Source organism: Curtobacterium sp. PhB128 (assembly GCF_004340725.1).
Classification (GTDB): Bacteria; Actinomycetota; Actinomycetes; order Actinomycetales; family Microbacteriaceae; genus Curtobacterium.
The window spans coordinates 11,722-37,767 of the sequence record NZ_SLUR01000004.1 but is presented as its reverse complement, the minus strand read 5'-3'; the positions used below and the strand labels follow the sequence as shown (position 1 = coordinate 37,767).

Genomic DNA, 26,046 nt, shown 5'->3' with positions numbered 1-26,046 from the left:
CGCGACCGGGCGCCGGGTCGGGCAATGCTAACCGCGCAACCCTGGTGAACTACCGTCGTCTCCGTGCCCTCCTCCACCGGGACTCCGGACCCGACTGCCGGTCCAGCGACCGCGCCGCACTCCGTCAGACGGACCATCGCGGTCGGTCTGGCGATCGCCGTGTCGGCAGCAGCGCTGGTCGGCATCGATGCGGTCGCCGGGTCCGCTGACACCGCGGCGTCGCCGGTGACGGTGACCAAGGTCACCGCGGCGTCCACCGTCACCTCGACCGGCAGCGCCGTGCGGGCCACCCTGAAGGTCACGAACACCACCTCGGTGCGGAAGCCAGCTTCGTCGGCCTGGCTCTCCCTGTCGACCAGCACGAAGAAGTACTCGCTCGGCCGGGTCGCGGTGAAACCACTCGCCCCGGGCTCGAGCACGACGGTCAGCGCGGTCCGCACGACGCCTTCCCGTGCCGCGGCCGGGAAGTACTCGGTCCTCGCCTGCGTGGGTGCGTACTCCGGGCAGCACTGCCGTACGTCCGCTTCGACCGTCACCACCAAGCCGACGCCCCGACCACGTCCCCAGACCGGCGTGATGCTCGACGTCGCTCGCGCCTACTACCCCGTGGCACTGATCAAGCGGTACATCGACCTGCTCGCCGACGACGGCGGCCGCTTCCTGCACCTGCACCTCACCGATGACCAGAACGTCGGGATCGAGAGCAAGGTCCTCGGTCAGACCCTCGCGAACGCCGATCTCGACCACGGCGTCTACACGAGCCGCGTGACCGGTCGTCCGTTCCTCAGCGCCGCACAGGCACGCACGATCGCCGAGTACGCGGCGAAGCGGGGCGTGGCGATCGTGCCCGAGGTCGACACTCCCGGCCACATGGCTGCCGCCTTCGCCCTGCTCGAGGCGGAGCACGGCACGAAGTGGGTCGACCGCATCCGTTCGGGCGAGAGCGAGCTCGACCCGTCGGCGCCGGGCAGTCTCGCGCTGGCGACCAAGCTGTACGCCGAGGTGCAGCGGACGTTCCCGTCCAGCCGCACCGTGCACATCGGTGGGGACGAATGGGGCGGCGACGTCACCGCCGCCCAACGCGTCGCGTGGATGAACGCGATGGCGGCCGCGCTCGGCAACCGCGAGGTGTGGGCCTGGAACGACGGGATCGATCGCGCTGCGGTCGGGCGACTGGACCCGCGCATCCACGTCACGTACTGGAGCTTCGACGGTGACACCGAGGACGCAGCCGAGCGCCGCGAACGCCGAGCACGCCGGGCCAGTGCGGTCGACCTGCAGCAGGCCGGGATCGACCTGCTCAACTACAACTCGTACTACCTGTACGAGGTGCCGACCGACCTCGACCCGGCCGACAGCGAGTACACCGTCGCCGATCTCCGCGAGCACTGGTCGCTCCGGACGTGGGACGGCGATTCCGGAGCACGTCTCGCTGCTCCGATGTCGGGCGCGGCCGTCGCGATCTGGGGCGAGGACCTCGAGCGTCCACCTGCTGACGCGCTCCTGCGGTGGAGCGCGCCGCACGTGAAGGCGATGATCGAGACCGCAGCCTCCTGACGGACGCGTGACGGGCCTCCAGGCCGACCGCCGGAACAGCCGGACCAACCGGACCCGCCGGATCCACCGGATCCACCGGATCCACCGCCGGACCTACCCCAGCGGCTCCACGCCGTAACTGGTGACCACCGCGCGCAACTCGTCCAGGTAGGTCTGCGCCTGCACGGTGAGGGGAACCGAAGCGTGCGCGATCCAGCCGATCTCGATGCGTTCGTCGACGTCGAGGGGGATGGCGACGATCTCGGGGTCGAGGTCGTCGCTGATGAGCCCGGTGGAGATCGTGTACCCGCCGAGGCCGATCATGAGGTTGAAGATCGTCGCCCGGTCCGAGACGCGGATCTCCCGCTTGCTCGACATCGTCGACAGGATCTCCTCCGCCAGGTAGAAGGAGTTGTTCGCGCCCTGGTCGAACGTCAGCCGCGGCAGGTCGGCGAGGTCTTCGAGGGTCGCACGCTCCCGTGACGCGATGGGGTTCCGACGGGCCACGAAGATGTGCGGCTCGGCGACGAACAGCGGTGTGAACACGACCCCTGCGTCCCGTAGCAGCTTGCCGAGCACCTGCTTGTTGAAGTCGTTGCGGTAGAGGATGCCCACCTCGCTCCGCAGGGTGCGGACGTCCTCGATGATGTCCCAGGTGCGTGTCTCGCGCAGCGAGAACTCGTACTCGTCCGCGGCCGCGCCCTCGACCATGCGGACGAAGGCCTCCACGGCGAACGAGTAGTGCTGGGAGGACACCCCGAGGAGCCGACGCGACCGCTGCCGGCCGACGTACCGCTGCTCGAGCAGGGAGACCTGCTCGATGACCTGCCGGGCGTACCCGAGGAACTCGACGCCGTCGACGGTGAGGACGACGCCCCGAGCCGATCGGGTGAAGAGCGGGCGCCCGATCCGCGTCTCCAGGTCCTTCATCGCCGCGGACATCGTCGGCTGCGACACGTAGAGCAGGTCGGCCGCGGCGCTGATCGAGCCCTCCGTCGCGACCTCGATGAAGTACCGGAGCTGCTGCAGGGTGATGTCGTTCGAGACACGGGCCATAGGCCGAGGCTATACCGGTGCATAGCGTCTCGATATTACCTGATGGCCCGCGGTTCCCGTCATGATCGACGTACCCCTTCCCCAGTGCCCTCGGGCGCTCGACGAACAGATTGCCGACCATGGCGAACGACCTCACCTTCAGCATCACCCGGACCCGGTTCGACGAGGACTACTCCCCCGCCGACAGCTCCCGGCTGACCACGAACTTCGCCAACCTGGCGCGCGGCGAGCGCCGGCAGGAGAACCTCCGTGCTGCGCTGGCGATGATCGACGGGCGCGCGAACGACCTCGCGGGGGCTTCTGCTGGCGGTGCCGGTGATCGCTACCGCCTGGACCTCGACATCGTTTCGGCCTCGCTGCAGTTCTCCGACGGAGGAGCGGACGCCGAGTTCCCGCTGCTCGAGATGCTCGACGTCACGATCGTCGACCAGCACACCGGCGAGCACCACCACGGCATCCTCGGCAACAACTTCTCGTCGTACCTGCGCGACTACGACTTCTCCGTGCTGCTGCCGTCATCGCCGGGCTTGCCGTCTGACTTCGGGGCGCTGCACGGGGCGCTCTTCCAGCGTTTCCTGGAGTCCTCCGCGTTCCGCTCGGACTTCAGTGCCGAGCCCGTCGTCTGCATCAGCGTCTCGACGAGCCAGACCTACCGCCGGACCGGGTACGTCCACCCAGTCCTCGGCGCCGAGTACGAGCACGAGCACTCCTCGCTCACCGACGACTACTTCGGTCGGATGGGCATGCGGGTCCGGTACTTCCAGCCCGCCGGAGCGTCGGCCCCGCTCGCGTTCTACACGCGCGGCGACCTGACCGGGGACTACACGGACCTCCAGCTCATCGGCACGATCGCCACCATGGAGACGTTCCAGAAGATCTACCGCCCGGAGATCTACGCCGCGAACACCCCGGCCGGGAGCACCTACCGCCCCACCCTCGACCACACCGACTTCACGCCCACCCCGGTCACCTACGACCGTGCGGAGCGCAGCCGCCTCGGGATCACCCAAGGCCGGTGGACCGAGGAGCACCTCGTGACGCCGCACCACGCGCTTCTCACGCGTTTCGCTGCCGACTCCGTCCCCGCCCGCTGACCGTCTGGATCTTCACCTCCATGAGTTCTCTCCTCACCACCTCGATCGTCGGCAGCCTGCCGAAGCCGTCCTGGCTCGCCGAGCCCGAAAAGCTCTGGTCCCCCTGGAACCTGCAGGGCGCAGCACTCACCGAGGGCAAGCAGGACGCACTCCGCTCCGCCGTGCACGAGCAGGAGCGCCGCGGCATCGACATCGTCAGCGACGGCGAGCAGACCCGCCAGCACTTCGTCACGACGTTCATCGAGCACCTGGACGGTGTCGACCTCGAGCGCAAGGAGACCGTCCGGATCCGTGACCGGTACGACGCGGCCGTCCCGACCGTGGTCGGTGCCGTGAGTCGCCGGAAGCCGGTGTTCGTCGAGGACGCGAAGTTCCTGCGCGCCCAGACCGACCGGCCGATCAAGTGGGCGCTCCCCGGCCCGATGACCATGATCGACACGCTCTCCGACCAGCACTACAAGAGCCGCGAGAAACTGGCGTGGGAGTTCGCCACGATCCTCAACCAGGAAGCGCGCGAGCTCCAGGACGCCGGCGTCGACATCATCCAGTTCGACGAACCCGCCTTCACCGTCTTCCACGACGAGGTGCAGGACTGGGGCGTCGCCGCACTCGAACGCGCGACCGAAGGCCTGCGCGCCGAGACCGCCGTGCACATCTGTTACGGCTACGGCATCGAGGCGAACAACAAGTGGAAGGAGACGCTCGGAGCGGAGTGGCGGCAGTACGAGCAGTCGTTCCCGCTGCTGCAGCAGTCGTCGATCGACATCGTGTCGCTGGAGTGCATCCACTCGCACGTGCCGCTCGAGCTCGTCGAACTCATCCGCGGGAAGAAGGTCATGCTCGGGGCGATCGACGTCGCGACCGAGACCGTGGAGACCCCGGAAGAGGTCGCGGAGGTGCTGCGGCGGGCCCTCGAGTTCGTCGATGCCGACAAGCTCATCCCGAGCTCCAACTGCGGAATGGCTCCGCTTGCGCGTGGGGCCGCGCTGGACAAGCTCGGGGCGCTGTCCGCTGGGGCGGACATCGTGCGGGCTGAGCTCGTCGGCGCGGCGGTCCCGTCGGCGCGCTGACCACTGCGAGACACCGCGGCGGCTTTCTTCCGGAAGGAGGAGGGCCGCCGTTCGTGTTGCGTCCGCCGCGTGCGCGGCTCTCGATCCGGTCTGGAGGCGCGGCTGCGGTCCGGCAGGCAGGTCGCGTTGGTGACTTGGCTACCTCAACGACTTCTCTTCTTGTGTCGCACGCCGCCTATTTGAAGGTCCACGTCGAACACTTCGGTTCTGAAGTGACCAGCTCCCCGACAAGCCTCTGCACTACGGAGCCTGTGCTCGCCCGAACCTACGGCGCTCATGTCCGCGGCCTGCGCCTTAGTGAGATGGCAACTCTTCGAACCGGACGAAGATGGCTTTCACCACCCCGATCTTGCCGTTCATCCACCTCACCATCGCCAGGCTATCCGCGCAAAGCTCGCAGCGCCTACGACACAACGAAATACTCGGCGCCTTGAGCTGTCGACGGTAAACCGAACGCGCCATGGCCACATTTGCAGCCCCACTCATCAGCTGACTAAAACAGCGCCGTGATTATTTCCGCCCCGGGCAGCACGTCAAATGACGCTGACTAGGCAGAAACTGAATCTGCTTCCGAACCGTCAGTCACTTGGTCTTCGTAAAAGAAGACCTCCGCATCAGGGCTCTTCGTCGGCACCTCAATAACCGTTTGCGCAACCGTTGCGAGGAGAGAAACTAAAGCAGCACGTGCGATATCGTAGGTCGACTCAAGGGCATCAGACTTCGCAAGAGCCGAGAGATATTCGCCATCTTCTCGATCAACCGATTCCCCTAACCAGCCAATCTGAACACCGATCGTCACCTCGGCTCTCGCCGCCTCCCACGCGCCATGCAAGGTTGCAATGATAACTCGATATTGCTCAGCTTCGTCTTCATGAGACAGAGTCGCAACCCACGTCAAATGCTCTTCAAGCTCAATCGGACCGCTTTCGGCTTGCACATTCAAGATTCGCGGACCTCGGAGCGCGAACCCGCCAGAGCCGGTCAAGATGCCCGATTTCGGTGCTGGAGCCGGATGAGGTTTGATTTCATTACTACGCCCACAGTTTCATGCGAAGCGTGCTTAAGTGCTTTGCGACGGCTTAGCCGTCGCGCCCACTCCGCGTAGGGATCGACTCGGGGCTCTTTATTGAGAAGTTCGGCACCTACGGTCAGGCGTCCGCCAAGAGCATGCACGGTGGCGGCAAGTTTACGAACCGTAATATTTCGCTCGCCCCGAAGGCGCTCAGTTATTTCACTCCTACTGACCTGGAGAGCACGGGCTAAATCGGCTCTACTCATCTGACTATGGTCGAGCAATTCAGCTAACAACTCACTAGAATCGACCATTGCTGCCTCTTCGGCATAAGTTGCTTCAAAGTTTGCGTCATCAGTCGGAAAGGCCATGACCCACCCTTTCAACTCTCATCGAGCCAGTTGTAGAAGATCCCCCACGCCCGATCTACTTCCGCCTGGACCCGATTGTCTTTGACCTTCTTTGTGCCGTGAGTAGCCAACCAGCGAGTCTCCCCCACGCTGTTAGCGAGCTTCACCATGTAAAGTCGCACGGCAGGCTTGTGGTTCTTTAGTTCGTGAATCTCATTTCCGAGCGAGTCTGAATCAAGGTGCCTCATATGCTCAGGACTTTTTACATGCAAGCCATCTCGGAGAAGTTCGAAGTACCGCTTGAAGCGTGCCCGAACTGCCATAGGGAGGCTATCGACGAACGTCTCCGACCGGCACTCACCTCCGTCGAACACGATGCCGAGAGTTGCGTTAGATCCGTCAAGGAGCTGAACACCGGACTGTTCAGTCACAACCTAACACTCCCTCCGGTCTCGAGCAACCCGACCTAGAAGTCCCAGTCCTCGTCCTCAGTCTTCTCCGCCTTGCCGATGACGTACGACGACCCCGACCCCGAGAAGAAGTCGTGGTTCTCGTCGGCGTTGGGCGACAGCGCCGACAGGATCGCCGGGTTCACGTCCGTCGTCTCCTTGGGGAACATCGGCTCGTAGCCCAGGTTCATCAGCGCCTTGTTGGCGTTGTAGTGCAGGAACTTCTTGACGTCCTCGGTCAGCCCGACCTGGTCGTAGAGGTCCTGCGTGTACTGCACCTCGTTCTCGTAGAGCTCGAACAGCAGGTTGAACGTGTAGTCCTTGATCTCCTGCTTGCGCTCTTCGGAAGCGCCCTCGAGGCCCTTCTGGAACTTGTACCCGATGTAGTACCCGTGGACGGCTTCGTCGCGGATGATCAGGCGGATCAGGTCAGCGGTGTTGGTGAGCTTGGCGCGGGACGACCAGTACATCGGCAGGTAGAAGCCGGAGTAGAACAGGAACGACTCGAGCAGCGTCGAGGCGACCTTGCGCTTCAGGGGGTCGTCACCGGTGTAGTAGTCGAGGACGATCTGAGCCTTCTTCTGCAGGTTCACGTTCTCGGTGGACCAGCGGAAGGCGTCGTCGATCTCGGGCGTCGAGGCCAGCGTCGAGAAGATCGACGAGTAGCTCTTCGCGTGGACCGACTCCATGAACGCGATGTTCGTGTAGACGGCTTCTTCGTGCGGGGTGATCGCGTCGGGGATCAGGCTGATCGCGCCGACGGTGCCCTGGATGGTGTCGAGCAGCGTCAGGCCGGTGAAGACGCGCATGGTGAGCTGCTGCTCCGCCGGCGTCAGCGTGTTCCACGACTGCACGTCGTTCGACAGCGGCACCTTCTCGGGGAGCCAGAAGTTGTTGACCAGCCGGTTCCAGACCTCGACGTCCTTGTCGTCCTGGATGCGGTTCCAGTTGATGGCACTGACCGCACTGATCAGCGGGATGGACTTGCCCGTGGCGTGGACCGGGTCGGTGAGGGTCATGGGATTGTCTTCCGGATTCGAGATGGTGATCTGATGACGGACTGGAGGCGCGGGGCGGGGCCCGCCCCGCGCCTCCAGGAAGAGAGCGGCAGCTCTACAGCATGCAGCTGACGCAGCCCTCGACCTCGGTGCCCTCGAGGGCGAGCTGGCGCAGACGGATGTAGTAGATCGTCTTGATGCCCTTGCGCCATGCGTAGATCTGGGCCTTGTTGATGTCACGCGTGGTGGCGGTGTCCTTGAAGAACAGCGTCAGGGACAGGCCCTGGTCCACGTGCTGCGTCGCCGCGGCGTACGTGTCGATGATCTTCTCGGCACCGATCTCGTACGCGTCCTGGTAGTAGTCCAGGTTGTCGTTCGTCATGAACGGCGCCGGGTAGTAGACGCGGCCGAGCTTGCCTTCCTTGCGGATCTCGATCTTCGACGCGATCGGGTGGATCGACGACGTCGAGTGGTTGATGTACGAGATCGAACCGGTCGGCGGGACGGCCTGCAGGTTCTGGTTGTAGATGCCGTGCTCCTGGACGGACGCCTTCAGCGCCTTCCAGTCGTCCTGCGTCGGGATCGTGATGTTCGCGTTGTCGAACAGCGAGGCGACACGAGCGGTCGCGGGGGTCCACGCCTGGTCGGTGTACTTGTCGAAGAACTCACCCGACGCGTACTTCGAGTCGCGGAACCCGTCGAAGGTCTCGCCGGTCTCGATGGCGATGTTGTTCGAGGCGCGCAGGGCGTGGAACAGCACCGTGTAGAAGTAGATGTTCGTGAAGTCGATGCCCTCTTCGGAGCCGTAGTAGACGCGCTCACGAGCCAGGTAGCCGTGCAGGTTCATCTGGCCGAGGCCGATGGCGTGCGACTTGTCGTTGCCGTCCTCGACGGAACGCACCGAGGCGATGTGCGACATCTGCGAGACCGAGGTCAGGCCGCGGATGGCCGTCTCGATGGTCTTGCCGAAGTCCGGCGAGTCCATCGTCAGCGCGATGTTCAGCGACCCGAGGTTGCAGGAGATGTCCTTGCCGATCTCCTTGTAGGACAGGTCCTCGTTGAAGGTCGTCGGGGTGTTGACCTGCAGGATCTCCGAGCACAGGTTGGACATGTTGATCCGACCCTTGATCGGGTTGGCCTTGTTCACCGTGTCCTCGAACACGATGTACGGGTAACCAGACTCGAACTGGATCTCGGCGATGGTCGTGAAGAAGTCACGCGCCTTGATCTTCGTCTTCTTGATGCGCGAGTCGTCGACCATCGCACGGTAGTTCTCGGAGATCGGGACGTCGCCGAAGGGGACGCCGTAGACCTTCTCGACGTCGTACGGCGAGAACAGGTACATGTCCTCGTTGTTCTTCGCGAGCTCGAACGTGATGTCCGGCACGACGACGCCGAGGGACAGCGTCTTGATGCGGATCTTCTCGTCGGCGTTCTCGCGCTTGGTGTCGAGGAACTTCATGATGTCCGGGTGGTGGGCGCTGAGGTAGACCGCGCCGGCACCCTGACGCGCACCGAGCTGGTTCGCGTAGGAGAAGGAGTCTTCCAGCAGCTTCATCACGGGGATGATGCCCGAGGACTGGTTCTCGATCTGCTTGATCGGGGCGCCGGCCTCACGGATGTTGGAGAGCAGCAGGGCCACGCCGCCGCCGCGCTTCGAGAGCTGCAGCGACGAGTTGATCCCGCGCGAGATCGACTCCATGTTGTCTTCGATGCGCAGCAGGAAGCAGGAGACGAGTTCGCCGCGCTGGGCCTTCGCCGTGTTGAGGAACGTGGGGGTCGCGGGCTGGAAGCGGCCGGCGACGATCTCCTCGACGAGGTCGATCGCGAGCTGCTCGTTGCCCTGCGCCAGGCCGAGGGCGGTCATGACGACGCGGTCCTCGAAGCGCTCGAGGTAGCGCTTGCCGTCGAAGGTCTTGAGCGTGTAGCTCGTGTAGTACTTGAACGCGCCGAGGAACGTCTGGAACCGGAACTTCTTCGAGTACGCCAGATCGTTGAGTCGCTGGATGAAGTCCAGCGAGTACATGTCGATCGTCGCTTTTTCGTAGTACTCGTTCTCGACCAGGTAGTCGAGCCGCTCCTTCAGGTTGTGGAAGAAGACGGTGTTCTGGTTGACGTGCTGCAGGAAGAACTGCTTGGCGGCCTCACGATCCTTGTCGAACTGGATGTTCCCGTCCGCGTCGTAGAGGTTGAGCATCGCGTTGAGGGAGTGGTAGTCCATCCCCGTCTGCGGCGACGTCAGATCGACGTCTGCAACTGCTGCGTCCAAAATGCATCCAATCCTGTGTTGACCGCCGACACGTCGTCAGGGGTCCCGAAGAGTTCAAACCGGTAGAGAAGGGGGACGTTGCACTTCCGCGCGATGACGTCCCCTGCCAGGCCGTAGGCCTCGCCGAAGTTCGTGTTGCCGCCGACGACCACACCGCGGATGAGCGAGCGGTTGTGCGCGTCGTTGAGGAACTTGATGACCTGCTTGGGGACCGCACCATCGCCGTTGCCGCCACCGTAGGTGGGCAGGAACAGGACGTAGGGCTCGTCCACGTGGAGGAAGGGTTCGCTCGGGTAGAGCGGGATCCGGTCCGCGTCGCGGCCGAGCTTCTCGACGAAGCGCGCGGTGTACCCGGACACGCTCGAGAAGTAGACCAATCGGCTCATGGCGCGCTCCTCGGTGGAAGGTGCGGACAGACGGACCGGGGGTGTCCTGTGGGCGGTGATCCGGGCCTCCTGAACGGAACCGGGTGACCGTCCACAGGACGGGAGGCGACTACGCCAGTTCGGCGCTGAGCGTCGCGATCTTGTCGGGGCGGAAGCCCGACCAGTGGTCGTCGTCCGTGACGACGACGGGGGCCTGCATGTAGCCCAGGCTCTTGACGTGCTCGAGGGCTGCCTCGTCGGTGGAGACGTCGTGCACTTCGTACTCGATGCCCTTGTTGTCGAGGGCCCGGTACGTCGCTGTGCACTGGACGCAGGACGGCTTGGTGTAGACGGTGACGGCCATGTTCTCCCCTGGTTTCTGGGCCTGATTCCAGGTCCGAAGTTCGTGTGCGGTGCTGAGGACGACGCTACTACATGTTGTGCCCGGCGGACCCGTCGACCACAAGAGAAAGTGTTACACGCCTGTAGTTTCCACAACCCGATCCACAGACTGTGGATTCCCGGAGGCCCGGTTTTCCGCCACTCTCGCACCGACCACCGACAGTCCTCCACAAGCTGTGGACGGAAGTTCTCGACACCTCTCGTCGGCGTGTCTGAGAACGGTGTCGACGAGGACCTCCTCCACACCTCCCCCGGACGGGTGACACCCCGATCCGTCCGGTCCGTACACTCGTCTCGTGAGCACGTACGGCCCCCTCCTGAAGACCCCCGGCGTGGGTCGTGTCATCGCTGCACAGCTCACCGCGCGCTTCCCGTTCGGGATGCTCTCGCTGGCCTACCTGCTGCACGTCGAGCACGTCTTCCACTCCTACGGCGCCGCCGGACTGGTGCTCGCGACGACGAGTGTCGGGCAGGCGCTGGCCGGCCCGCTCACCAGCCGTTGGATGGGCAGCTGGGGCATGCGCCCCGTCCTCATCCTGACGAGCATCGTCGCGCTCGTGAGCATGGGCGTCATCGGGTTCGTCCTCATGCCGCTCTGGGGCTACGTGGTGGTCGGGTTCCTCGGCGGCCTCGCGGTCCCGCCCGTGCAGCCGGCGGTCCGCACCATCTACCCCAAGATGGTGACCTCGTCGCAGCTCACCCCCTTGTTCTCGCTCGACGCCAGCGCCCAGGAACTGATCTGGGTCGCCGGCCCGGTCATCACCACGTTCGTCGCGACCCAGGTCGGCACGGTCGAGGCGATCGTCGTCGCCATGGTCTTCCTGGTGGTCGGCGGCATCTGGTTCATCGCCTCCCCCGAGCTCGGCCGCGTCCGCATCCCCCGCTCGAAGCGCGCGTTCGGCGTGGTGCTGAAGCGCCCGTCGGTCGTCGTCGCCACCCTGACCGGTCTGCTGCTCATCGGGGCGTGCGCCGCGGTCGAGGCCAGCGTCACGAGCGTCTTCGGCGAGGGCAGCCCGAACGCCGGCATCGTCCTGGCCGTCTTCGCGGTCGGGTCCCTGTTCGGCGGCCTGGCCTTCGGCCACCGTCCGATCTCCCCCAACACCCTGTGGACGCGCATGGCGATCGTCTTCGTCGGTCTCGCGCTCGCCCTGGGCGGCACGAACTTCTGGTGGCTCTGCCTCGCCCTCGTGATCGCGGGCATCGGCATCGCGCCGGCACTCGCGGTGATGTTCGGCTCGGTCTCCGCCACCGTCAAGTTCTCCGACACCGCCGAGGCCTACGGCTGGATGGGCACCGGTCAGCTCATCGGCGCCGCCGGCGGGTCCGCGGTCGCCGGCTTCCTGATCGACAGCAGTGGCCCGGTGGGCGGCTTCACGGTCGGTGCGGTCATGGCCGGGGTGGGCGTCGTCGTCGCGCTCGGGGCCAAGCGCTGGCTGCCCGACCTGCGCGGCCGTGACGCCAGCCCCATCCCCGACACCGAGCCGGTGGTCCTGCCGACCTGAGCGGGGGGCGGGCGGGCGCGGCGCGGGCTTTCGGCGGCGTACCTGGCCGAAACGGGCGTACCTGGTCGAAAGTTCTGACCAGGTATGCCCGATTGCATTTGCCATCGCGGCCGATGTGGGAAGGAACGAGCGTCCGGCAGACGGCTCGCGTTCTCCACAGATGGCCGGGAGGCCCGGCGCGCGCCCGCCACGCACCGGCAGGATGGATGCATGGTCAGTTCACTTCCCCTGCGTGACGGCGCCGCGATCCCCGCGATCGGGTTCGGCGTCTACAAGGTCGACGACACCGAGGCCGAGACGGCGGTCGGTCTCGCGTTCGACGCCGGCTACCGGCACGTCGACACGGCCGAGATGTACGGCAACGAGACCGGCGTCGGCAAGGCGATCCGGGCCTCCGGGCTCGACCGTGACGACGTCTTCGTGACGACCAAGGTGTGGAACGACCACCAGGGGCGCGACGCGACCCTGCGTGCCTTCGACGGCAGCCTCGAGCGGCTGGGGCTCGACGCGGTCGACCTCTACCTGATCCACTGGCCGGCCGCGGCGAACGACCGCTACGTCGACACCTGGCGCGCGCTCGTCGAACTGCGCGACTCCGGCCGGGCACGGAGCATCGGGGTCTCGAACTTCCAGGTAGCGCACCTGCAGCGACTCATCGACGAGACGGGCGAGGTCCCGGTGCTCAACCAGGTCGAGCGGCACCCGTGGCTCCCGCAGCGCGAGCTCATGGAGTTCCACCAGCAGCACGACATCGTCACCGGAGCGTGGTCACCACTCGGTCGCGGTCGGCTGATCGACGAACCGATCCTCACCGGCATCGCTGACGCACACGGGGTGAGCGTCGCGCAGGTCCTCGTCCGGTGGAACGTGCAGCAGGGGGTCGTGGTGCTGCCGAAGTCGGTGACGCCGTCGCGGATCCGGTCGAACCTCGACGTCGACGGCTTCGTGCTCAGCGACGACGAGCTCGCGGCGATCGCCACGCTCGAGTCCGGGCAGCGGACGGGCTCGCACCCCGACTCGGTGTCGTGACGGGAGCGCCGTCGTGACGGTAGCGCCGTCGTGACGCGGAGCGTGTGTGACGGCGTAGGTTCTTCGGGGTGAACGATCCTCAGCAGACCGCCCGTGAGCACCTCGGACCCGATGAGCACCTCTACTGGGCCGGCTCGAGCGACCCGGCGAAGCTCTTCACGGGGCGGGACGGCTTCCTCATCCCGTTCTCGCTGTTCTGGACCGGCTTCATCCTGTTCGCAGTCCTCGACGTCGTGCGGAACGGGTACCTCGGCGTGGGCGCGATCATCCCGATCGTCTTGTCGCTGGTCGGCCTGCACCTCGTGTTCGGGCGCTTCATCGTGAAGGCCCACCGCAAACGCACGACCGTCTACGCCGTCACCGACCGCCGCGCGCTGATCATCAGGCCGAACACCACCCGCGAGGTCCCGGTGGGGCGCACCGATCGCACCATCACCTGGACCGGGGGCCGACGGCACTGTTCGGTGGAGTGGAACACCGGCGATCCGAGCGGAGTGGCGGCGTTCTTCGCCGGCGGAGCGACCGCCAAGATCTACGCGAACACCGGACTCGACGGGCTGTTCGGACCGCAGGTGTTCGCGTTCTGGGACGTCCGCGACGGCGAGGAACTCGTCCGCGAACTGGACCGGGTGTCCCGCTAGCCCCGGCGGTCCTCCTCCGACTGCCACGGCAGGTGCAGATCGTCCGGTGCGGGTTCCACGTCGCCAGCGTCGTCCGCGCCTCCCGTGCCCGGTGCGGCGGTGACCTTGGACGTGTCGATGCCGTCCGCCTCGAGTTCGGCGTCGCTGCGCTGGTTCGTCTGCGACGCCTCGGTCTCCCGCTCGCTCGACGGGCTGTACGCGGTGTCGGTCGAGTCGGGGTCCGGCGTCTCCGGGATGCTGTCGCTCATGACCCGGACGGTAGTCCGTGTGCCCCGAGTACCAGTTCGGTCACGGCGGTCGATCGGGCCGGACCCCGGCGGTACGCTCCCTGCCGTGGGGGAACGATGACACGGATGCGGACCGCGGCGAGCGCGGTCATCGGTACGGCGGTGGTGGGGCTGCTGCTGACGGGCTGCACGGCGTTCGGCGGGGACGACACCCTGCCGAAGCCGATCCGACAGGCCACCGAGCGGACGGCGGAGCCGATCCCCGATCCGACGCTCACGACCGAGCAAGTCGACGGGGAACCTGACGAGGTCGAGCAGGTCCTGCCCACGGGCACGATCGCGGCGGAGACCGACGTCACGTCCCCGAGCGGTGACACGAGCATCCACGTGCGCATCGTGGCGAACGACGAGGGTACGTTCACCGCGCAGCTGTCCGGCTACCGCACGACCAACCCGCAGCAGATGAGCCTGCAGTTCCGGCACCGGACCGCCAGCCCGCTCGATGGCGGTGACGCCTCGGCGCGGGACACGACCGAGTGGACCGCCGCCTCCGGGCCGCCGAAGACCGTGGTCATGAACGACGCCGGTGCACGACCGGACTACTTGCGCAGCGTCGTCCTCGTCCCTGCCTCGGTGCCGGACGAAGATCCCGCGAAGCGTCCGTGGGTCGGATCGGTGCTCGCCGCCGGCGCCCTGGAGTGGAAGATCCCGAACCCGTACCCGGACCTGCGCATCACCGTGGGCAAGGACCGACCAGGGGCGTACGGCATCGTCACGGACGCCGACGGACGACCGGCCGACTACCTGGTGGCGCACGGCGACGAGCTGACCACGGTCGCGCAGCGGTTCGGCATCACGCCGGCCGAGGTGCAGTGGCTCAACCCGTACATGGAGACCCGCGCCGACGACTGGTTGCTCGAGGGCAGCACGCTGAACCTCGACCCTGCGCGCCGCTGACCTCGGCGCGGACGGCACTCGACCGTCCGTTACGCTCGACGGGCACCAGCCCCGACCAGGAGGTCCCCTCGTGACGATCGTCGCCGCAGCAGACGGCTCAGCCCTCGGCAACCCCGGCCCCGCTGGCTGGGCCTGGTACGTCGACGACGACCGCTGGGCGGCCGGTGGCTGGCCCCGGGCAACGAACAACATCGGCGAGCTCACGGCCGTCCTGCAGTTGCTCCGCGCGACGAAGGACACCGGCGAGCCGCTGCACATCCTGTGCGACAGCCAGTACGCCATCAAGGCCTGCACCGAGTGGCTCGCTGGGTGGAAGCGGAAGAACTGGCGCAAGGCTGACGGCAAGCCGGTCATGAACGTCGAGATCATCAAGGAGCTCGACGCCGAGCTGCAGGGCCGCAAGGTCACGTTCGAGTGGGTCCGCGGGCACGTCGGCCACGAGATGAACGAGGCCGCCGACGTCCGCGCCCGTGGTGCGGCCACCGCCTACCAGAACCACACCGACGTGCCGCACGGTCCGGGCTGGCCCGGCGTCGAGGTCACCGAGCCGTCCGCACTGCCCGAGGCGACCCCGCCGGCCACGCTCTTCTGACCGACGAGCTCGGTCAGCCTGGGTCTCGGAGACCCAGGAACACCGAGGCACTGGTCCGCATCCGACCTCGAGACGATGCTGGGCGCATGGAGAACACCGAACACGTCCTGGTCACCGGCGGCTCCGGCTTCATCGCTGGCCACCTGATCCTGCAGTTGCTCGACGCCGGGCACCGCGTCCGCACCACGATCCGGTCCCTCGACCGTGAACCCGCGGTCCGTGCGGTCCTCGCCGAGGCCGGCCTGACCGCCGACGACCGGCTGGAGTTCGTCGCCGCCGACCTGACGTCCGATGACGGATGGGCTCAGGCGGTCGCGGACATCGACGTCGTGCACCACGTCGCCTCGCCGGTGATGCCCGGCCACGTCGAGGACGAGGACTCCGTGATCCGTCCGGCGGTGGAGGGGACGCTGCGGGTGCTGCGCGCCGCACACGCGGCCGGAGTCGATCGCGTCGTGCTGACCTCGGCCTTCCACGCGGTCAGCTGGGGCCACCCGCACTCCGACCACGTGTTCACCGAGGCCGACTGGACGGTGCTCGACGGGCCCGGGGTCGATGCCTACGGCACGAGCAAGACCCTTGCCGAACGCGCCGCCTGGGACTTCGTCGCGTCCGAGCCCGGTGCGCCGGAGCTCGTCACGACGATGCCGGTCGCGGCGATGGGTGCGGCGATGGGGCACGCGGTGTCCGGTGCGAACCACATCCTGCAGGCCATGCTCTCCGGCGCGATGCCCGCGACACCGCGACTGTTCATCCCCGTCGTCGACGTGCGTGACGTCGCCGCGGCGCACGTCACCGCGACGACCGCCCCGGATGCAGCGGGCAAGCGGTTCCTCTTGTCGAACGGCCCGGCGCTCGAGATGGCCGAGATCGCCGCCACCCTGCGCGAGCACCTCGGTGACGACGCCCAGGCGGTCCCGACGCAGACGCTGCCCGACGACGTCGTACGGACCGCGGCCGAGACCCAGCCGCAGTTCCGTGCGATGGTGCCCGACCTCGGCTACGCCAAGCGCACCTCGAACGAGCGAGCCCGCACCGTGCTCGGCTGGAGCCCTCGTGATCCGCACGAGGCGATCGTGGCGGCGGCCCGGAGCCTGGTGGCGAAGGGCCTGGTCCACCCCTGACCAGCCCTGGTCCACCCCTGACCCACGAGGATCAGACCGCCCGATCCCACAGCGCCACCGTGCTCTCGAGCCCGTCGTACCGGTACGGCTTCTGCTCCCCCGTCGGTGCGTACCCGAGCGCCCGCCAGAACGGCTCGGCACCGGCCGCGTTCGTCGCCACGATCCCCAGTCGTAGTCGGTCGGCGCGGGCGTCAGCTGCCAGGGACACGACGGCCTCGTGCAGGACTCGTCCGAGGCCGGAACCCTGCCGATCGCCACGGACGACGAGCAGTCCGATGTAGGCCGTGGTCGGTGCCGGGTACCCGAGCAGCACGTCCGCGAACGCCACGAGCGAGTCGACGTCCCACAGCCCGATCCCGTGCTTGCTCGCCGGGTCGAAGCCGTCCGGCACCGACACGAGTGCGCTCAGCCCGTCGGACGGTCCCGGCGGGTACCCGGTGATCCGCTCGGCGTACTCCGGCACGGTCTCGAGCAGCCCCTGCAGCGCGTCGACGTCGTCCGCACCGAGCGCTCGCACGACGGACGAACCAGCACCGGCCGGCATCAGTCCACGTCCACGTCGGCCCACCCGTCGAACCGACCGATCTCGGTGACCCGGACCACGGCCTCACCGGCTTCGTCCGAGGCGTCGAGGTCGATCGTCGCCGAGAACCCGAAGTCCTTGTCGCCTGACGGGTCCGCGAAGATCTGCCGGGCACGCCACACACGCGCCGAGCCTGCGGCCCCAGAGCCGGACGCCCCCACACCCGTCGCCCCGGCCTGGTCGAGGACCAGGTACGACATGGACCGCGCCTCGGCATCGGTGCCGATGGTGTCGTGCTCCTCGTAGTACTCCTCGAGCACCGCGTCCCACGCGTCGCCGTCGAACCCGGCTGCTGCGTCGAGCGCCCCGAGTCCGTCGACGTCGTCGCGCGCGGCGAGCAGCACCCGCTGGAACAGTGCGTTCCGCACGAGCACGGTGAAGGCCCGCACGTTGCCGGTGAGCCGTGCCGGCTGCGGCGGCGCGATCTCCTGCTCTTCGGCGAGGGCGAGCAGCACGTCGCCGTTGAGCAGCGCTTCCCACTCGTCGACGAGCGAGGAGTCGGTCTGCCGGACGACCTCGCCGAGCCACTCGATCAGGTCGTCGAGCTCCTGGTTCCGCTGTTCCTCGGTGATGGTCTGCCGCATGGTCCGGTAGGCGTCGGACAGGTACCGGAGCACGAGGCCCTCGGACCGGGTGAGCTGGTAGAACCGCACGAAGTCGCCGAAGGTCATCGCGCGCTCGTACATGTCACGGACGACGGCCTTGGGCGAGAGCTGGAAGTCGAGGACCCAGGGCTGTTCCGCCGCGTACGTCTCGTACGCCGCCTCCAACAGCTCGGACAGCGGGCGAGGCCAGGTGACCTCCTCGAGCAGCTCCATCCGCTCCTCGTACTCGATACCCTCGCGCTTCATGCGGGCGACCTCTTCGCCGCGCTCCTTGAACTGCTGCTGCGACAGGATCGCTCGCGGGTCGTCCAGTGTCGCCTCGACGATCGAGACCATGTCCAGGGCGTACGTCGGCGAAGCAGGATCGAGCAGCTCGAACGCGGCGAGCGCGAACGGCGACAGGGGCTGGTTGAGGGCGAAGTTCGATTGCAGGTCGACGGTGAGCCGGTAGGAGACCGGAGGCCCCGGCACCCGCTCGATGACCTGCGCGTTGATGAGCGTCCGGGCGATGACGAGCGCACGCCGGGCCATCGCGAGCTGGCGGGCGCGCGGTTCGTGGTTGTCGAACACCAGCGAGCGCACCTCGTCGAACGCCGAACCGCCGCGGGCCACCACGGACAGCACCATCGCGTGCGTGATGCGCATGCGCGACACCATGGGTTCCGGTTCGGCACCGATGAGCCGGTCGAACGAGGCCTGCCCCCAGGACACGAACCCCTCCGGTGCCTTCTTCCGCTTGATCTTGCTCTTCTTCTTCTGGTCGTCGCCAGCCTTGGCGACGGCGCGGGCGTTCTCGATGTCGTGCTCGGGGGCCTCGGCGACGACGTCACCCTCGGTGTCGTACCCGGCACGTCCGGCACGGCCGGCGATCTGGTGGAACTCGCGCGCGGACAGCTGCCGCATCTTGGTGCCGTCGAACTTCGTCAGCCCGGTGAACAGCACGGAGCGGATCGGCACGTTGATGCCGACGCCCAGGGTGTCGGTGCCGCAGATGACGGGCAGCAGTCCGCGCTGTGCGAGCTGCTCGACGAGCCGTCGGTACTTGGGCAGCATGCCGGCGTGGTGCACGCCGATGCCAGCGCGGATTAGGCGCGAGAGGGTCTGTCCGAAGCCGGCGCTGAAGCGGAAGCCCGCGATCGCCTCCGCGATCTGGTCTCGACGCGCCCGATCAGCGACCTTCGCCGACATGAGCGACTGCGCCCGCTCGAGCGCCGCGGCCTGCGCGAAGTGCACGATGTAGATCGGCGCCTTGCCCTCCTCCAGCAGCCGTTCGACGGTCTCCTGCACGGGCGTCATCACGTACTCGTACTCGAGCGGCACCGGTCGGCTGACCCCGGTCACGCGCGCGGTGGGTCGGCCGGTGCGTCGGGACAGGTCGTCGGCGATGGTGGTGACGTCCCCGAGGGTGGCCGACATCAGCAGGAACTGCGCGCGTTCGAGCACGAGGAGCGGCACCTGCCAGGCCCAGCCGCGGTCGGGGTCGCCGTAGAAGTGGAACTCGTCCATCACCACGACGTCGACGTCGGCGTCGGGTCCTTCGCGCAGGGCGAGGTTCGCCAGGATCTCGGCGGTGCAGCAGACGATGGGGGCGTCGCCGTTCACGCTGGAGTCGCCGGTGACCATGCCGACGTTCTGCGCGCCGAACAGCTCGACGAGCTGGAAGAACTTCTCGGAGACGAGCGCCTTGATCGGTGCCGTGTAGTAGCTCCGCTTGCCCTCGGCGAGCGCGGCGAAGTGCGCGCCGGCCGCGACGAGCGACTTGCCGGTGCCGGTCGGGGTGCTCAGCACGACGTTCGCGCCGGAGACGAGCTCGATGACCGCTTCGTCCTGTGCCGGGTACAGCGGCCGGCCGCCTTCCTCGGCCCAGGCCGCGAATGCCTCGTAGACCTCGTCGGCGTCGACGACGCCGTCCACCGCCGCCGGGATCGCGGCGACGAGCGGGGGCACGGTGGTGACGTCGGTCATGGCCCCATCCTCCCAGGCTGCGGTGACTAGGTGGTCGGTACGGACGACCGGGAGGCCCGGCTCCATACGCGCGCATAGACTCGCGTCATGCGCGAACTCGGCTTCCTCACCTTCGTCCCGAACCACGGCGGCACTGCGGGTGCGGCGAGCGCCCTGCAGGATGGTCTGCGGCTGTTCGAGACGGCCGAGACCCTCGGCTACGGCACGGGCTGGGTCCGCGGTCGGCACTTCGAGCCCTTCCTGACGAGCCCGATGACGTTCTTCGCCGCCGCGGCCCAACGGACCAGCACCATCGCCTTCGGCACCGCGGTGCTCGGCATGCGCTACGAGGACCCGGTGCGCCTCGCCGAGGACGCCAGCACGGTCGACCTGCTGAGCGGTGGGCGCGTGCAGCTCGGCATCAGCACGGGCATCGCCGGGTACGGGCCGATCCTCGACCCGGTGTTCGGCTCCGTGGACCGCTCGTTCCGCGACGAGGCCGAGGCCCGGGCCGCCCGACTGCTCGAGGTGCTCGACGGCGACGCACTCGGCAGCGCCGGCTCTGGCTACGAGAGCATCCCGGCCGGTGCGGACCTGACCCTGCAGCCGCTCAGCCCCGGCCTGCGCGACCGCGTGTGGTGGGGCGGCGGCAGCATGGGCACCGCGGTGCGCACGGCCGAGAAGGGGCTGCTCCTGCACTGCTCGACCCTCAACACCGAGGACACCGGTGCACCCTTCGCCCAGGCGCAGGCCGACCAGATCGCCGCCTACCGCGAGCGGTTCACCGAGCTGCACGGCGGGACCGGCCGCACGTCGAAGGTCGCGGTGGGCCGCATCGTCGTGCCGTTGCTCGACGACCACGACCGCGCGGTCCACGACGAGTTCCTGACCGGGTACGCCTCGGGAATGGACGACGAGGGCCGACCGCTCTCCGGTCCGCCGTTCCGGTTCAGCAAGGTCCTGTCCGGCGAGCCGGCCGCCATCGTCGACGCCCTGCTCGCCGACCCCGCCGTCACCGCCACGGACGAGCTCGTGATCACCCTGCCCGCGAACGGCGACGTGGCCGCCCACGAGCGGATCCTGCGCATCGTCGCCGAGGAGATCGCGCCGGCACTGCGGGCCTGAGAACGGATCAGGACACCCGGCGGGGCTCAGATCGAGTCGGTGATGCTCGAGAGCCCTGCCGGATGACCATCTCGTCCCTGATCCGCACGGGATGGTGGGACCATCGTTCCACCTACCGAGCGGTTTGTCACACTCGGTTGCGCCCTCAGGACGAGAAAGTTGATCATCCGTCACCCGTTTTGCCCGGATCGCACGAAGTCCGTCAACCGGTTCGCCGAACCCCTTCCAGGACGGAAACAGTCGGGACGAACGAATGCGCCCCCGCGCGGACGCGGGGACGCATTCTGGACGCACCGGGGAAGCTGGGGCATCGTCAGCCGGATCAGGAGGCTGAGTCGCACAACCAGCGACCCCGTAGTCGGTGCGTGCGCCGACGGTAACCAGCCGACTGGCGCACATCGATGTTACTCAACAGGCGTCGTCGGTGCGCGGAAACCGGACGAACTGGTCAGACCAGTTCGAGGGCCGCGCTCCCGGACTCGTCGGTGACCGAGGCTCCGACGTGCAGCGTGAAGGTGCCGGGCTCGTACTGCCAGGCTCCGTCCCAGTGCGCGAACGCCCGGGCCGGCACCTCGATCGAGACCTCGGTCGACTCCCCCGCGCCGAGGCGGACCGGGGCGAACCCGACGAGCCAGCGCGCCGGACGGTCCACCGCCGAGGACTCGCGCGACGCGTAGACCTGCACGACGTGCTTGCCGGCGCGCGGTCCGGTGTTGGCGACCGTCGCCGTGACGATGACCGCGTCCCCCTCGGACACGGTCGGCGTCGCGACGACGCCGCCGATGGTCCACGAGGTGTAGCCGAGGCCGTGCCCGAACGGGTACGCCGGCGTGGTACCGGCACGGAGCCAGGCACGGTACCCGATGTGGACGCCCTCGTCGTACGACACCTTGCCGTCGACGGGGGTGACGTCCAGCACGGGCACGTCGGCCATCGCGACCGGCCAGGTGGTGGGCAGACGGCCGCCGGGCTCCTGCGCGCCGGTCAGGACATCGGCGAGCGCGTTGCCGTACTCCTGCCCACCGAACCAGGTGAGCAGGACCGCGGCGACGTCGTTCCGCCACGGCATCTCCACGGGCGAGCCGGCGTTCACGACGACGACCGTGTTCGGGTTGGCCGCCACGACCGCACGCACCAGGTCGTCCTGGTGGCCGGGCAGCGCGAGCGATGAGCGGTCGTAGCCCTCGGACTCGACCTTCGAGTTCGTGCCGACGACCACCACGGCGACGTCAGCCGTGCGGGCAGCCTCGACTGCGGCATCGATGAGCACCGACGGGTCCTCGTCGGACGGCTCGGTGCCGAACTGGTACGCGAGCACGCCGCCGAGGGTCTCGTCCTGGATGACGTCGTACTCGATGCGGATCGCGACCTGCTGCCCCGAGGTCACCGACACGGGCACCGAGCGGGCCGGCGGGTTGAGGAACGCCGCGCCGAGCTGGTCGCCTTCGAAGGGCACGTCCTCGTCGAGCACGAGCTCCCCGTCGATCCACATCCGCGACCGGCCGGCCGCCCCGATGCCGATCCGCACGGTGCCGGTGGACGGCGCGGTGTAGGTCGTGGTGATGTCGAGCCGATCGGCCTCACGCGTTGGAGCGTCGCCGCCGAACCAGAACAGTGCCGTGGCGCGGCGGTCCTCGACGTACAGTTCCTGGTCGTCCTTGACGAAGGCGACGCGGGCGCCGGGCTCGCCGGTGCCGGGGTTCGTGATGGTGGACAGCGGGAACTCCGCGATGCCCTCCTGCACGACGGCACCGATCGCGTAGTCGACCGTGGCGCCCGGGAACGCCGAGCGGATCCCGTCGAGCGGCGAGACCACCTGCGACGGCACGACCGTGGCCGAGCCACCACCCTGCGTGCGGGCCTGGTCGGCGTTGTGGCCGATGACGGCGATGCGGGAGACGGCGGGCGCGTCGAGCGGCAGCACGCCGGTGTTGCGAACGAGGACGGTGCCCTCGGCCTCGGCTTCGCGGACGAAGGCGACGCCGTCCTCGACGTGCACCGGCTGCGCGGCCACGGGGTCGAAGCCCTCGAGTGCGCCGACGCGGGCGGCCAGGGTCAGGATGCGGCGGACCTTGCGGTCGATCGCCTCGATCGGCACGGCACCGGACTGCACGGCGGCGAGCAGCGGGCCCTCGCTCCACCACTGGTTCGGCCCGGGCATCGCGACGTCCTGCGACGCCTTCGCCGAGTCGACCGAGCGCACGCCGGTCCAGTCGGACACGACGATGCCGTCGAAGCCCCACTCGGAGTTCAACGGCGTCTCGAGCAGGTCGTGCTCCGACGCGGTGACGCCGTTGACCGAGTTGTACGACGACATGATCGCCCAAGCGTGCGCCTCGGTCACGGCCTTCTCGAACGCGAGCAGGTACAGCTCGCGCAGGGCCCGGTCGGAGACCTCGGTCGACGCGGTGAAGCGGTCGGTCTCGTAGTCGTTCGCGATGTAGTGCTTCGGGGTCGCGGCCACGCCGTTCTCCTGCACACCGTCGACGTACGACGCAGCCAGGTCACCGGTCAGGACCGGGTCCTCGCTGAACGCCTCGAAGTGCCGGCCGCCGAGCGGCGAGCGGTGCAGGTTGATGGTCGGGCCGAGGACGACGTCGACGCCCTTGCGGCGTGCCTCGACGGCTGCTGCGGCGCCGTAGCGCTTCGCGATCGCGCGGTCCCAGGACGCCGACAGCGCGGTCGCCGAGGGCAGGTTCAGCGACGGGTCGCGTTCGTCCCAGACCTCACCACGCACGCCCGAGGGGCCGTCCGACATCAGGATCCGGCGCAGCCCGATCTTCTCGATGGGCCAGGTGGTCCAGAAGTCGCGCCCGGTCAGGAGCTGCACCTTCTCGTCGGTGGTCAGCTGGTCGACGAGCGCGTCGATGCGCTCGGCCGTACTGGAGGCAGTTGTCACGTCGTTCACGGTAGTCACGGTGGTCGGTCCTTTCGTTCAGAGCCTGGGGAAGCGTGGTCAGCGCACGCCGCGGATGCGGGACACCGAGACGATGCCGAGCAGTCCGACGACGGCGCCGGTGATGAAGAAGCCGCTGTACCCGCCGGTCAGGGCGATGACGCCCGGGGCCGCCGCGGGCACGATCGACTGGGGCAGGGCCTGCGCGATGTTGACGACGCCGAGGTCCTTCGCGTTGTCCTCGTCGGACGGCAGCACGTCGGTGATGAGCGCCAGGTCGACGGCGTAGAAGACGCCCATGCCGGCACCCATCACGAACTCGCCGACCAGGACCATGCCGAGCGACGGCGCGAGCGCGATGATCACGAGCCCGACCACGCCGACGATGCCCGCGATCGCGACGAACAGCTTGCGGCGGCCGAGCTTGTCCGACAGCCAGCCGGCGATGAGCGAGGTGAGCACGATGCCGACGACGTTCCACAGCGTTCCCTGGAACACCGCGTTCGCGACGTGGTCCGGGTCCACGCCGATGTCGTCCCGCAGGAAGTACGTCAGGTAGCTCACCGCGGTGTACTGCGCGGCGACCATCAGGAACCGGGTGAGCCAGGCCCAGCCGAGGTCCGGGTGCTTGACGGGGTTGAAGACGAACGAGCCGAAGACCTGCCCGATGCCGAGCTTCGACGTCGGCCGGTGGGTCAGCACGCGGTCGCGGAACACGAGCGCGTAGAGCACGACGACGATCGACCCGATCGCACCGGGGATGATCATCTGCGTCGCCGAGGTCGAGAAGAGCTGCACGAGGAACGTGCCGCCGACGAGCGCGAGGTTCTGGGAGAGCCCGAGCAGCGCCGCGACCCGGCCGCGCTGGGACCGCGTGACGTGGTCCGGCAGGACCGCGGTCATGGCGGCGATCGTGGCGTTGTAGGCGATCTGCGTGACGCCCCACGCGAGGACGAGCACGACGGTCGAGGTGGTCGTCGCGACGACCACGAGGCCCGCGAAGCCGACCACGGTGCCACCGATGATCCACGGACGACGCATGCCGAGCCTCCCGGCAGTCCGATCGCTGAAGCGACCGGCCAGGGGGTTGGCGACCATCGCGGCGAACGCGCCGACACCGAGTGCCAGGCCGAGCACACCTGCTTGGTTGTCCGGTGCGATCTCGGCGACCTTGAGCGCCATGGCGACCAGCACCGGCGGCAGCAGCGCGATGTACAGGCCGAGCATCGCGATCGGCATGCCGAGCGTGTACATGAGCGGGGCACCTCGGCCGCGCGTGGGTGCGACTGCGGTCGGGGTGTCGTTGACGGTCAGGGCGTCGTTGGCCACTGCAACCTCTTCTCGGGTACGCCACCTGCACCGGTGACTCGCACGCCTTCGTCGGCGGCTCCGCCCACGGTAACACCAAAACCAAGTGCGGCTAGGTTTTCTGTGTGCACTCCGAGCGGTACAGTCCTGCCATGGCACGACGGGGTTCGTACGCGAAGGGCATCGCGAAGCGCGAGGAGATCCTCACGGTCGCGCTCGACCTCGTCGCCTCGCAGGGGTTCCGCCGCACCAGCATCAAGGACATCGCCGACGCCGTCGGGCTGACCCAGGCCGGCCTGCTGCACTACTTCGACTCCAAGGACGAGCTCTGGGTCGAGATCCTGCGCCGACGCGACGAGATGGACCTGCAGCACGACTGGCAGGCGCCGGACCCGGCCGCCCTGCTCGCCGCGATCGTCCGGCACAACGCCGAGGTCCCCGGCCTGGTGCAGATGTTCGTCAACCTCTCCGCCGCCGCTGCGACCGACCCCGAGCACCCCGCGCACGCGTACTTCCAGGAGCGCTACGAGCGCAGCCGTCGCGACCTGTCCGCCGACTTCCGCACCATGCAGCAGGACGGACGGCTCCGCGCCGACGTCGATGCCGAGGAACTGACGAGCGTGCTGCTCGCGGTGTCCGACGGCATGCAGATCCAGTGGCTGTTCGACCCGTCGCGGGACATGGCGCAGCACGTCGAGCTCGTGGCCCGACTCGCGATCGCCCAGGTCGCCCCCACCGCCTGACGTTCCCCCGCCGACGCTCCCGCACGCGCCCCGCCGACGCTCCCGCGCGCGCCCCGCCGACGCTCCCGCGCGCGCCCCGCCGGAACCAGGTTCCGGACACAGCACCGCGCGATTCCGTGGTGTCGTGTCCGGAACCTGGTTCGCGCGGCGGAGCGGGGTCACGCGACGG

At 68.0% G+C, this 26,046-nt stretch carries 23 protein-coding genes; 11 read left to right on the top strand and 12 right to left on the bottom strand.

Annotated features, from left to right (window positions below; all coding sequences use genetic code 11):
• Positions 1-63 precede the first annotated feature (63 nt).
• A complete protein-coding gene (locus EDF23_RS08305) occupies positions 64-1,557 on the top strand; it encodes a family 20 glycosylhydrolase (RefSeq protein ID WP_131921390.1) in 1,494 nt (497 codons plus the stop codon).
• Between the two features lie 93 nt (positions 1,558-1,650).
• Here the strand turns inward: EDF23_RS08305 and EDF23_RS08295 are convergent, their stop codons facing one another.
• Complete coding sequence (locus tag EDF23_RS08295; RefSeq protein ID WP_123291714.1) at positions 1,651-2,592, bottom strand: LysR family transcriptional regulator; 942 nt, start codon at positions 2,590-2,592, stop codon at positions 1,651-1,653.
• 119 nt (positions 2,593-2,711) lie between these two features.
• Here EDF23_RS08295 and EDF23_RS08290 point away from each other — a divergent pair, with 119 nt between their 5' ends.
• Both EDF23_RS08290 and EDF23_RS08285 read left to right on the top strand, forming a co-directional pair.
• Complete coding sequence (locus EDF23_RS08290) at positions 2,712-3,686, top strand: putative oxygenase MesX (RefSeq protein WP_131921389.1); 975 nt, start codon at positions 2,712-2,714, stop codon at positions 3,684-3,686.
• Positions 3,687-3,706: 20 nt separating this feature from the next.
• Positions 3,707-4,756 carry a methionine synthase gene (locus EDF23_RS08285; RefSeq protein ID WP_131921388.1) on the top strand — a complete coding sequence of 350 codons (1,050 nt, stop codon included), beginning with the start codon at positions 3,707-3,709 and terminating at the stop codon, positions 4,754-4,756.
• A gap of 547 nt (positions 4,757-5,303) precedes the next feature.
• Here EDF23_RS08285 and EDF23_RS08280 read toward each other — a convergent pair.
• The 6 genes from EDF23_RS08280 to nrdH all read right to left on the bottom strand — a co-directional run bounded on the left by EDF23_RS08280 (position 5,304) and on the right by nrdH (position 10,563).
• Positions 5,304-5,693: a hypothetical protein gene (locus tag EDF23_RS08280; protein ID WP_131921387.1), complete on the bottom strand. Its 390-nt coding sequence runs from the start codon at positions 5,691-5,693 to the stop codon at positions 5,304-5,306.
• A gap of 44 nt (positions 5,694-5,737) precedes the next feature.
• A complete protein-coding gene (locus EDF23_RS08275) occupies positions 5,738-6,139 on the bottom strand; it encodes a helix-turn-helix transcriptional regulator (RefSeq protein WP_131921386.1) in 402 nt (133 codons plus the stop codon).
• A gap of 445 nt (positions 6,140-6,584) precedes the next feature.
• Positions 6,585-7,586: a class 1b ribonucleoside-diphosphate reductase subunit beta gene (gene nrdF / locus EDF23_RS08270; protein ID WP_110892181.1), complete on the bottom strand. Its 1,002-nt coding sequence runs from the start codon at positions 7,584-7,586 to the stop codon at positions 6,585-6,587.
• A gap of 94 nt (positions 7,587-7,680) precedes the next feature.
• Positions 7,681-9,786, bottom strand: a complete 2,106-nt coding sequence (gene nrdE, locus EDF23_RS08265; RefSeq protein ID WP_123294953.1) for a class 1b ribonucleoside-diphosphate reductase subunit alpha — start codon at positions 9,784-9,786, stop codon at positions 7,681-7,683.
• Positions 9,787-9,803: 17 nt separating this feature from the next.
• Positions 9,804-10,220 carry a class Ib ribonucleoside-diphosphate reductase assembly flavoprotein NrdI gene (nrdI, locus tag EDF23_RS08260; protein WP_131921385.1) on the bottom strand — a complete coding sequence of 139 codons (417 nt, stop codon included), beginning with the start codon at positions 10,218-10,220 and terminating at the stop codon, positions 9,804-9,806.
• A gap of 109 nt (positions 10,221-10,329) precedes the next feature.
• Positions 10,330-10,563, bottom strand: a complete 234-nt coding sequence (gene nrdH, locus EDF23_RS08255) for a glutaredoxin-like protein NrdH (RefSeq protein ID WP_017886897.1) — start codon at positions 10,561-10,563, stop codon at positions 10,330-10,332.
• A gap of 334 nt (positions 10,564-10,897) precedes the next feature.
• Between nrdH and EDF23_RS08250 the strand changes: the two genes are divergently transcribed.
• The 3 genes from EDF23_RS08250 (at position 10,898) to EDF23_RS08240 (ending at position 13,773) form a co-directional block, all read left to right on the top strand.
• A complete protein-coding gene (locus EDF23_RS08250) occupies positions 10,898-12,103 on the top strand; it encodes an MFS transporter (RefSeq protein WP_123294955.1) in 1,206 nt (401 codons plus the stop codon).
• A gap of 210 nt (positions 12,104-12,313) precedes the next feature.
• The gene (locus EDF23_RS08245; RefSeq protein ID WP_131921384.1) at positions 12,314-13,132 is read left to right on the top strand and encodes an aldo/keto reductase; all 819 of its coding nucleotides are present in this window, start codon (positions 12,314-12,316) and stop codon (positions 13,130-13,132) included.
• Between the two features lie 68 nt (positions 13,133-13,200).
• Positions 13,201-13,773 (top strand): hypothetical protein, encoded by a 573-nt coding sequence (locus EDF23_RS08240; protein ID WP_123341236.1) that lies wholly within the window; start codon positions 13,201-13,203, stop codon positions 13,771-13,773.
• Here EDF23_RS08240 and EDF23_RS08235 read toward each other — a convergent pair.
• Positions 13,770-14,021 carry a hypothetical protein gene (locus tag EDF23_RS08235; RefSeq protein ID WP_131921383.1) on the bottom strand — a complete coding sequence of 84 codons (252 nt, stop codon included), beginning with the start codon at positions 14,019-14,021 and terminating at the stop codon, positions 13,770-13,772. The two genes, EDF23_RS08240 and EDF23_RS08235, sit on opposite strands and share 4 nt — an antisense overlap.
• 105 nt (positions 14,022-14,126) lie before the next feature.
• Between EDF23_RS08235 and EDF23_RS08230 the strand changes: the two genes are divergently transcribed.
• From EDF23_RS08230 to EDF23_RS08220, 3 genes are all read left to right on the top strand, one after another.
• The gene (locus EDF23_RS08230) at positions 14,127-14,957 is read left to right on the top strand and encodes a LysM peptidoglycan-binding domain-containing protein (RefSeq protein ID WP_131921382.1); all 831 of its coding nucleotides are present in this window, start codon (positions 14,127-14,129) and stop codon (positions 14,955-14,957) included.
• A 70-nt stretch (positions 14,958-15,027) separates the two neighbouring features.
• Positions 15,028-15,549 carry a ribonuclease H gene (locus EDF23_RS08225; RefSeq protein ID WP_111086567.1) on the top strand — a complete coding sequence of 174 codons (522 nt, stop codon included), beginning with the start codon at positions 15,028-15,030 and terminating at the stop codon, positions 15,547-15,549.
• A gap of 86 nt (positions 15,550-15,635) precedes the next feature.
• A complete protein-coding gene (locus EDF23_RS08220) occupies positions 15,636-16,673 on the top strand; it encodes an NAD-dependent epimerase/dehydratase family protein (protein ID WP_131921381.1) in 1,038 nt (345 codons plus the stop codon).
• Positions 16,674-16,704: 31 nt separating this feature from the next.
• On the opposite strand, the gene EDF23_RS08215 is transcribed toward EDF23_RS08220, so the two are convergent.
• The gene (locus EDF23_RS08215; RefSeq protein ID WP_131921380.1) at positions 16,705-17,217 is read right to left on the bottom strand and encodes a GNAT family N-acetyltransferase; all 513 of its coding nucleotides are present in this window, start codon (positions 17,215-17,217) and stop codon (positions 16,705-16,707) included.
• On the bottom strand, positions 17,217-19,826 hold the full coding sequence (locus EDF23_RS08210) for a DEAD/DEAH box helicase (RefSeq protein ID WP_131921379.1): 2,610 nt from the start codon (positions 19,824-19,826) through the stop codon (positions 17,217-17,219). The genes EDF23_RS08215 and EDF23_RS08210 overlap by 1 nt, the downstream gene beginning before the upstream one ends.
• Before the next feature lie 87 nt (positions 19,827-19,913).
• On the opposite strand from EDF23_RS08210, the gene EDF23_RS08205 reads away from it, so the two are divergent.
• Complete coding sequence (locus EDF23_RS08205; RefSeq protein WP_123294963.1) at positions 19,914-20,930, top strand: LLM class flavin-dependent oxidoreductase; 1,017 nt, start codon at positions 19,914-19,916, stop codon at positions 20,928-20,930.
• A 448-nt stretch (positions 20,931-21,378) separates the two neighbouring features.
• Here EDF23_RS08205 and EDF23_RS08200 read toward each other — a convergent pair whose 3' ends face one another.
• A complete protein-coding gene (locus EDF23_RS08200) occupies positions 21,379-23,838 on the bottom strand; it encodes a glycoside hydrolase family 3 C-terminal domain-containing protein (protein WP_243648860.1) in 2,460 nt (819 codons plus the stop codon).
• A gap of 48 nt (positions 23,839-23,886) precedes the next feature.
• Positions 23,887-25,155, bottom strand: a complete 1,269-nt coding sequence (locus tag EDF23_RS08195) for an MFS transporter (RefSeq protein ID WP_243648859.1) — start codon at positions 25,153-25,155, stop codon at positions 23,887-23,889.
• Positions 25,156-25,286: 131 nt separating this feature from the next.
• Between EDF23_RS08195 and EDF23_RS08190 the strand changes: the two genes are divergently transcribed.
• Complete coding sequence (locus EDF23_RS08190) at positions 25,287-25,877, top strand: TetR/AcrR family transcriptional regulator (protein WP_123294964.1); 591 nt, start codon at positions 25,287-25,289, stop codon at positions 25,875-25,877.
• Positions 25,878-26,046 lie beyond the last annotated feature (169 nt).

Coding starts and splice junctions, on each gene's coding strand:
- EDF23_RS08295 (WP_123291714.1), bottom strand. CDS start 2,592: ATGGCCCGTGTCTCGAACGACATCACCCTGCAGCAGCTCCGGTACTTC.
- EDF23_RS08290 (WP_131921389.1), top strand. CDS start 2,712: ATGGCGAACGACCTCACCTTCAGCATCACCCGGACCCGGTTCGACGAG.
- EDF23_RS08285 (WP_131921388.1), top strand. CDS start 3,707: ATGAGTTCTCTCCTCACCACCTCGATCGTCGGCAGCCTGCCGAAGCCG.
- EDF23_RS08275 (WP_131921386.1), bottom strand. CDS start 6,139: ATGGCCTTTCCGACTGATGACGCAAACTTTGAAGCAACTTATGCCGAA.
- nrdF (WP_110892181.1), bottom strand. CDS start 7,586: ATGACCCTCACCGACCCGGTCCACGCCACGGGCAAGTCCATCCCGCTG.
- nrdE (WP_123294953.1), bottom strand. CDS start 9,786: ATGGACTACCACTCCCTCAACGCGATGCTCAACCTCTACGACGCGGAC.
- nrdI (WP_131921385.1), bottom strand. CDS start 10,220: ATGAGCCGATTGGTCTACTTCTCGAGCGTGTCCGGGTACACCGCGCGC.
- nrdH (WP_017886897.1), bottom strand. CDS start 10,563: ATGGCCGTCACCGTCTACACCAAGCCGTCCTGCGTCCAGTGCACAGCG.
- EDF23_RS08245 (WP_131921384.1), top strand. CDS start 12,314: ATGGTCAGTTCACTTCCCCTGCGTGACGGCGCCGCGATCCCCGCGATC.
- EDF23_RS08235 (WP_131921383.1), bottom strand. CDS start 14,021: ATGAGCGACAGCATCCCGGAGACGCCGGACCCCGACTCGACCGACACC.
- EDF23_RS08230 (WP_131921382.1), top strand. CDS start 14,127: ATGCGGACCGCGGCGAGCGCGGTCATCGGTACGGCGGTGGTGGGGCTG.
- EDF23_RS08220 (WP_131921381.1), top strand. CDS start 15,636: ATGGAGAACACCGAACACGTCCTGGTCACCGGCGGCTCCGGCTTCATC.
- EDF23_RS08215 (WP_131921380.1), bottom strand. CDS start 17,217: ATGCCGGCCGGTGCTGGTTCGTCCGTCGTGCGAGCGCTCGGTGCGGAC.
- EDF23_RS08210 (WP_131921379.1), bottom strand. CDS start 19,826: ATGACCGACGTCACCACCGTGCCCCCGCTCGTCGCCGCGATCCCGGCG.
- EDF23_RS08205 (WP_123294963.1), top strand. CDS start 19,914: ATGCGCGAACTCGGCTTCCTCACCTTCGTCCCGAACCACGGCGGCACT.
- EDF23_RS08190 (WP_123294964.1), top strand. CDS start 25,287: ATGGCACGACGGGGTTCGTACGCGAAGGGCATCGCGAAGCGCGAGGAG.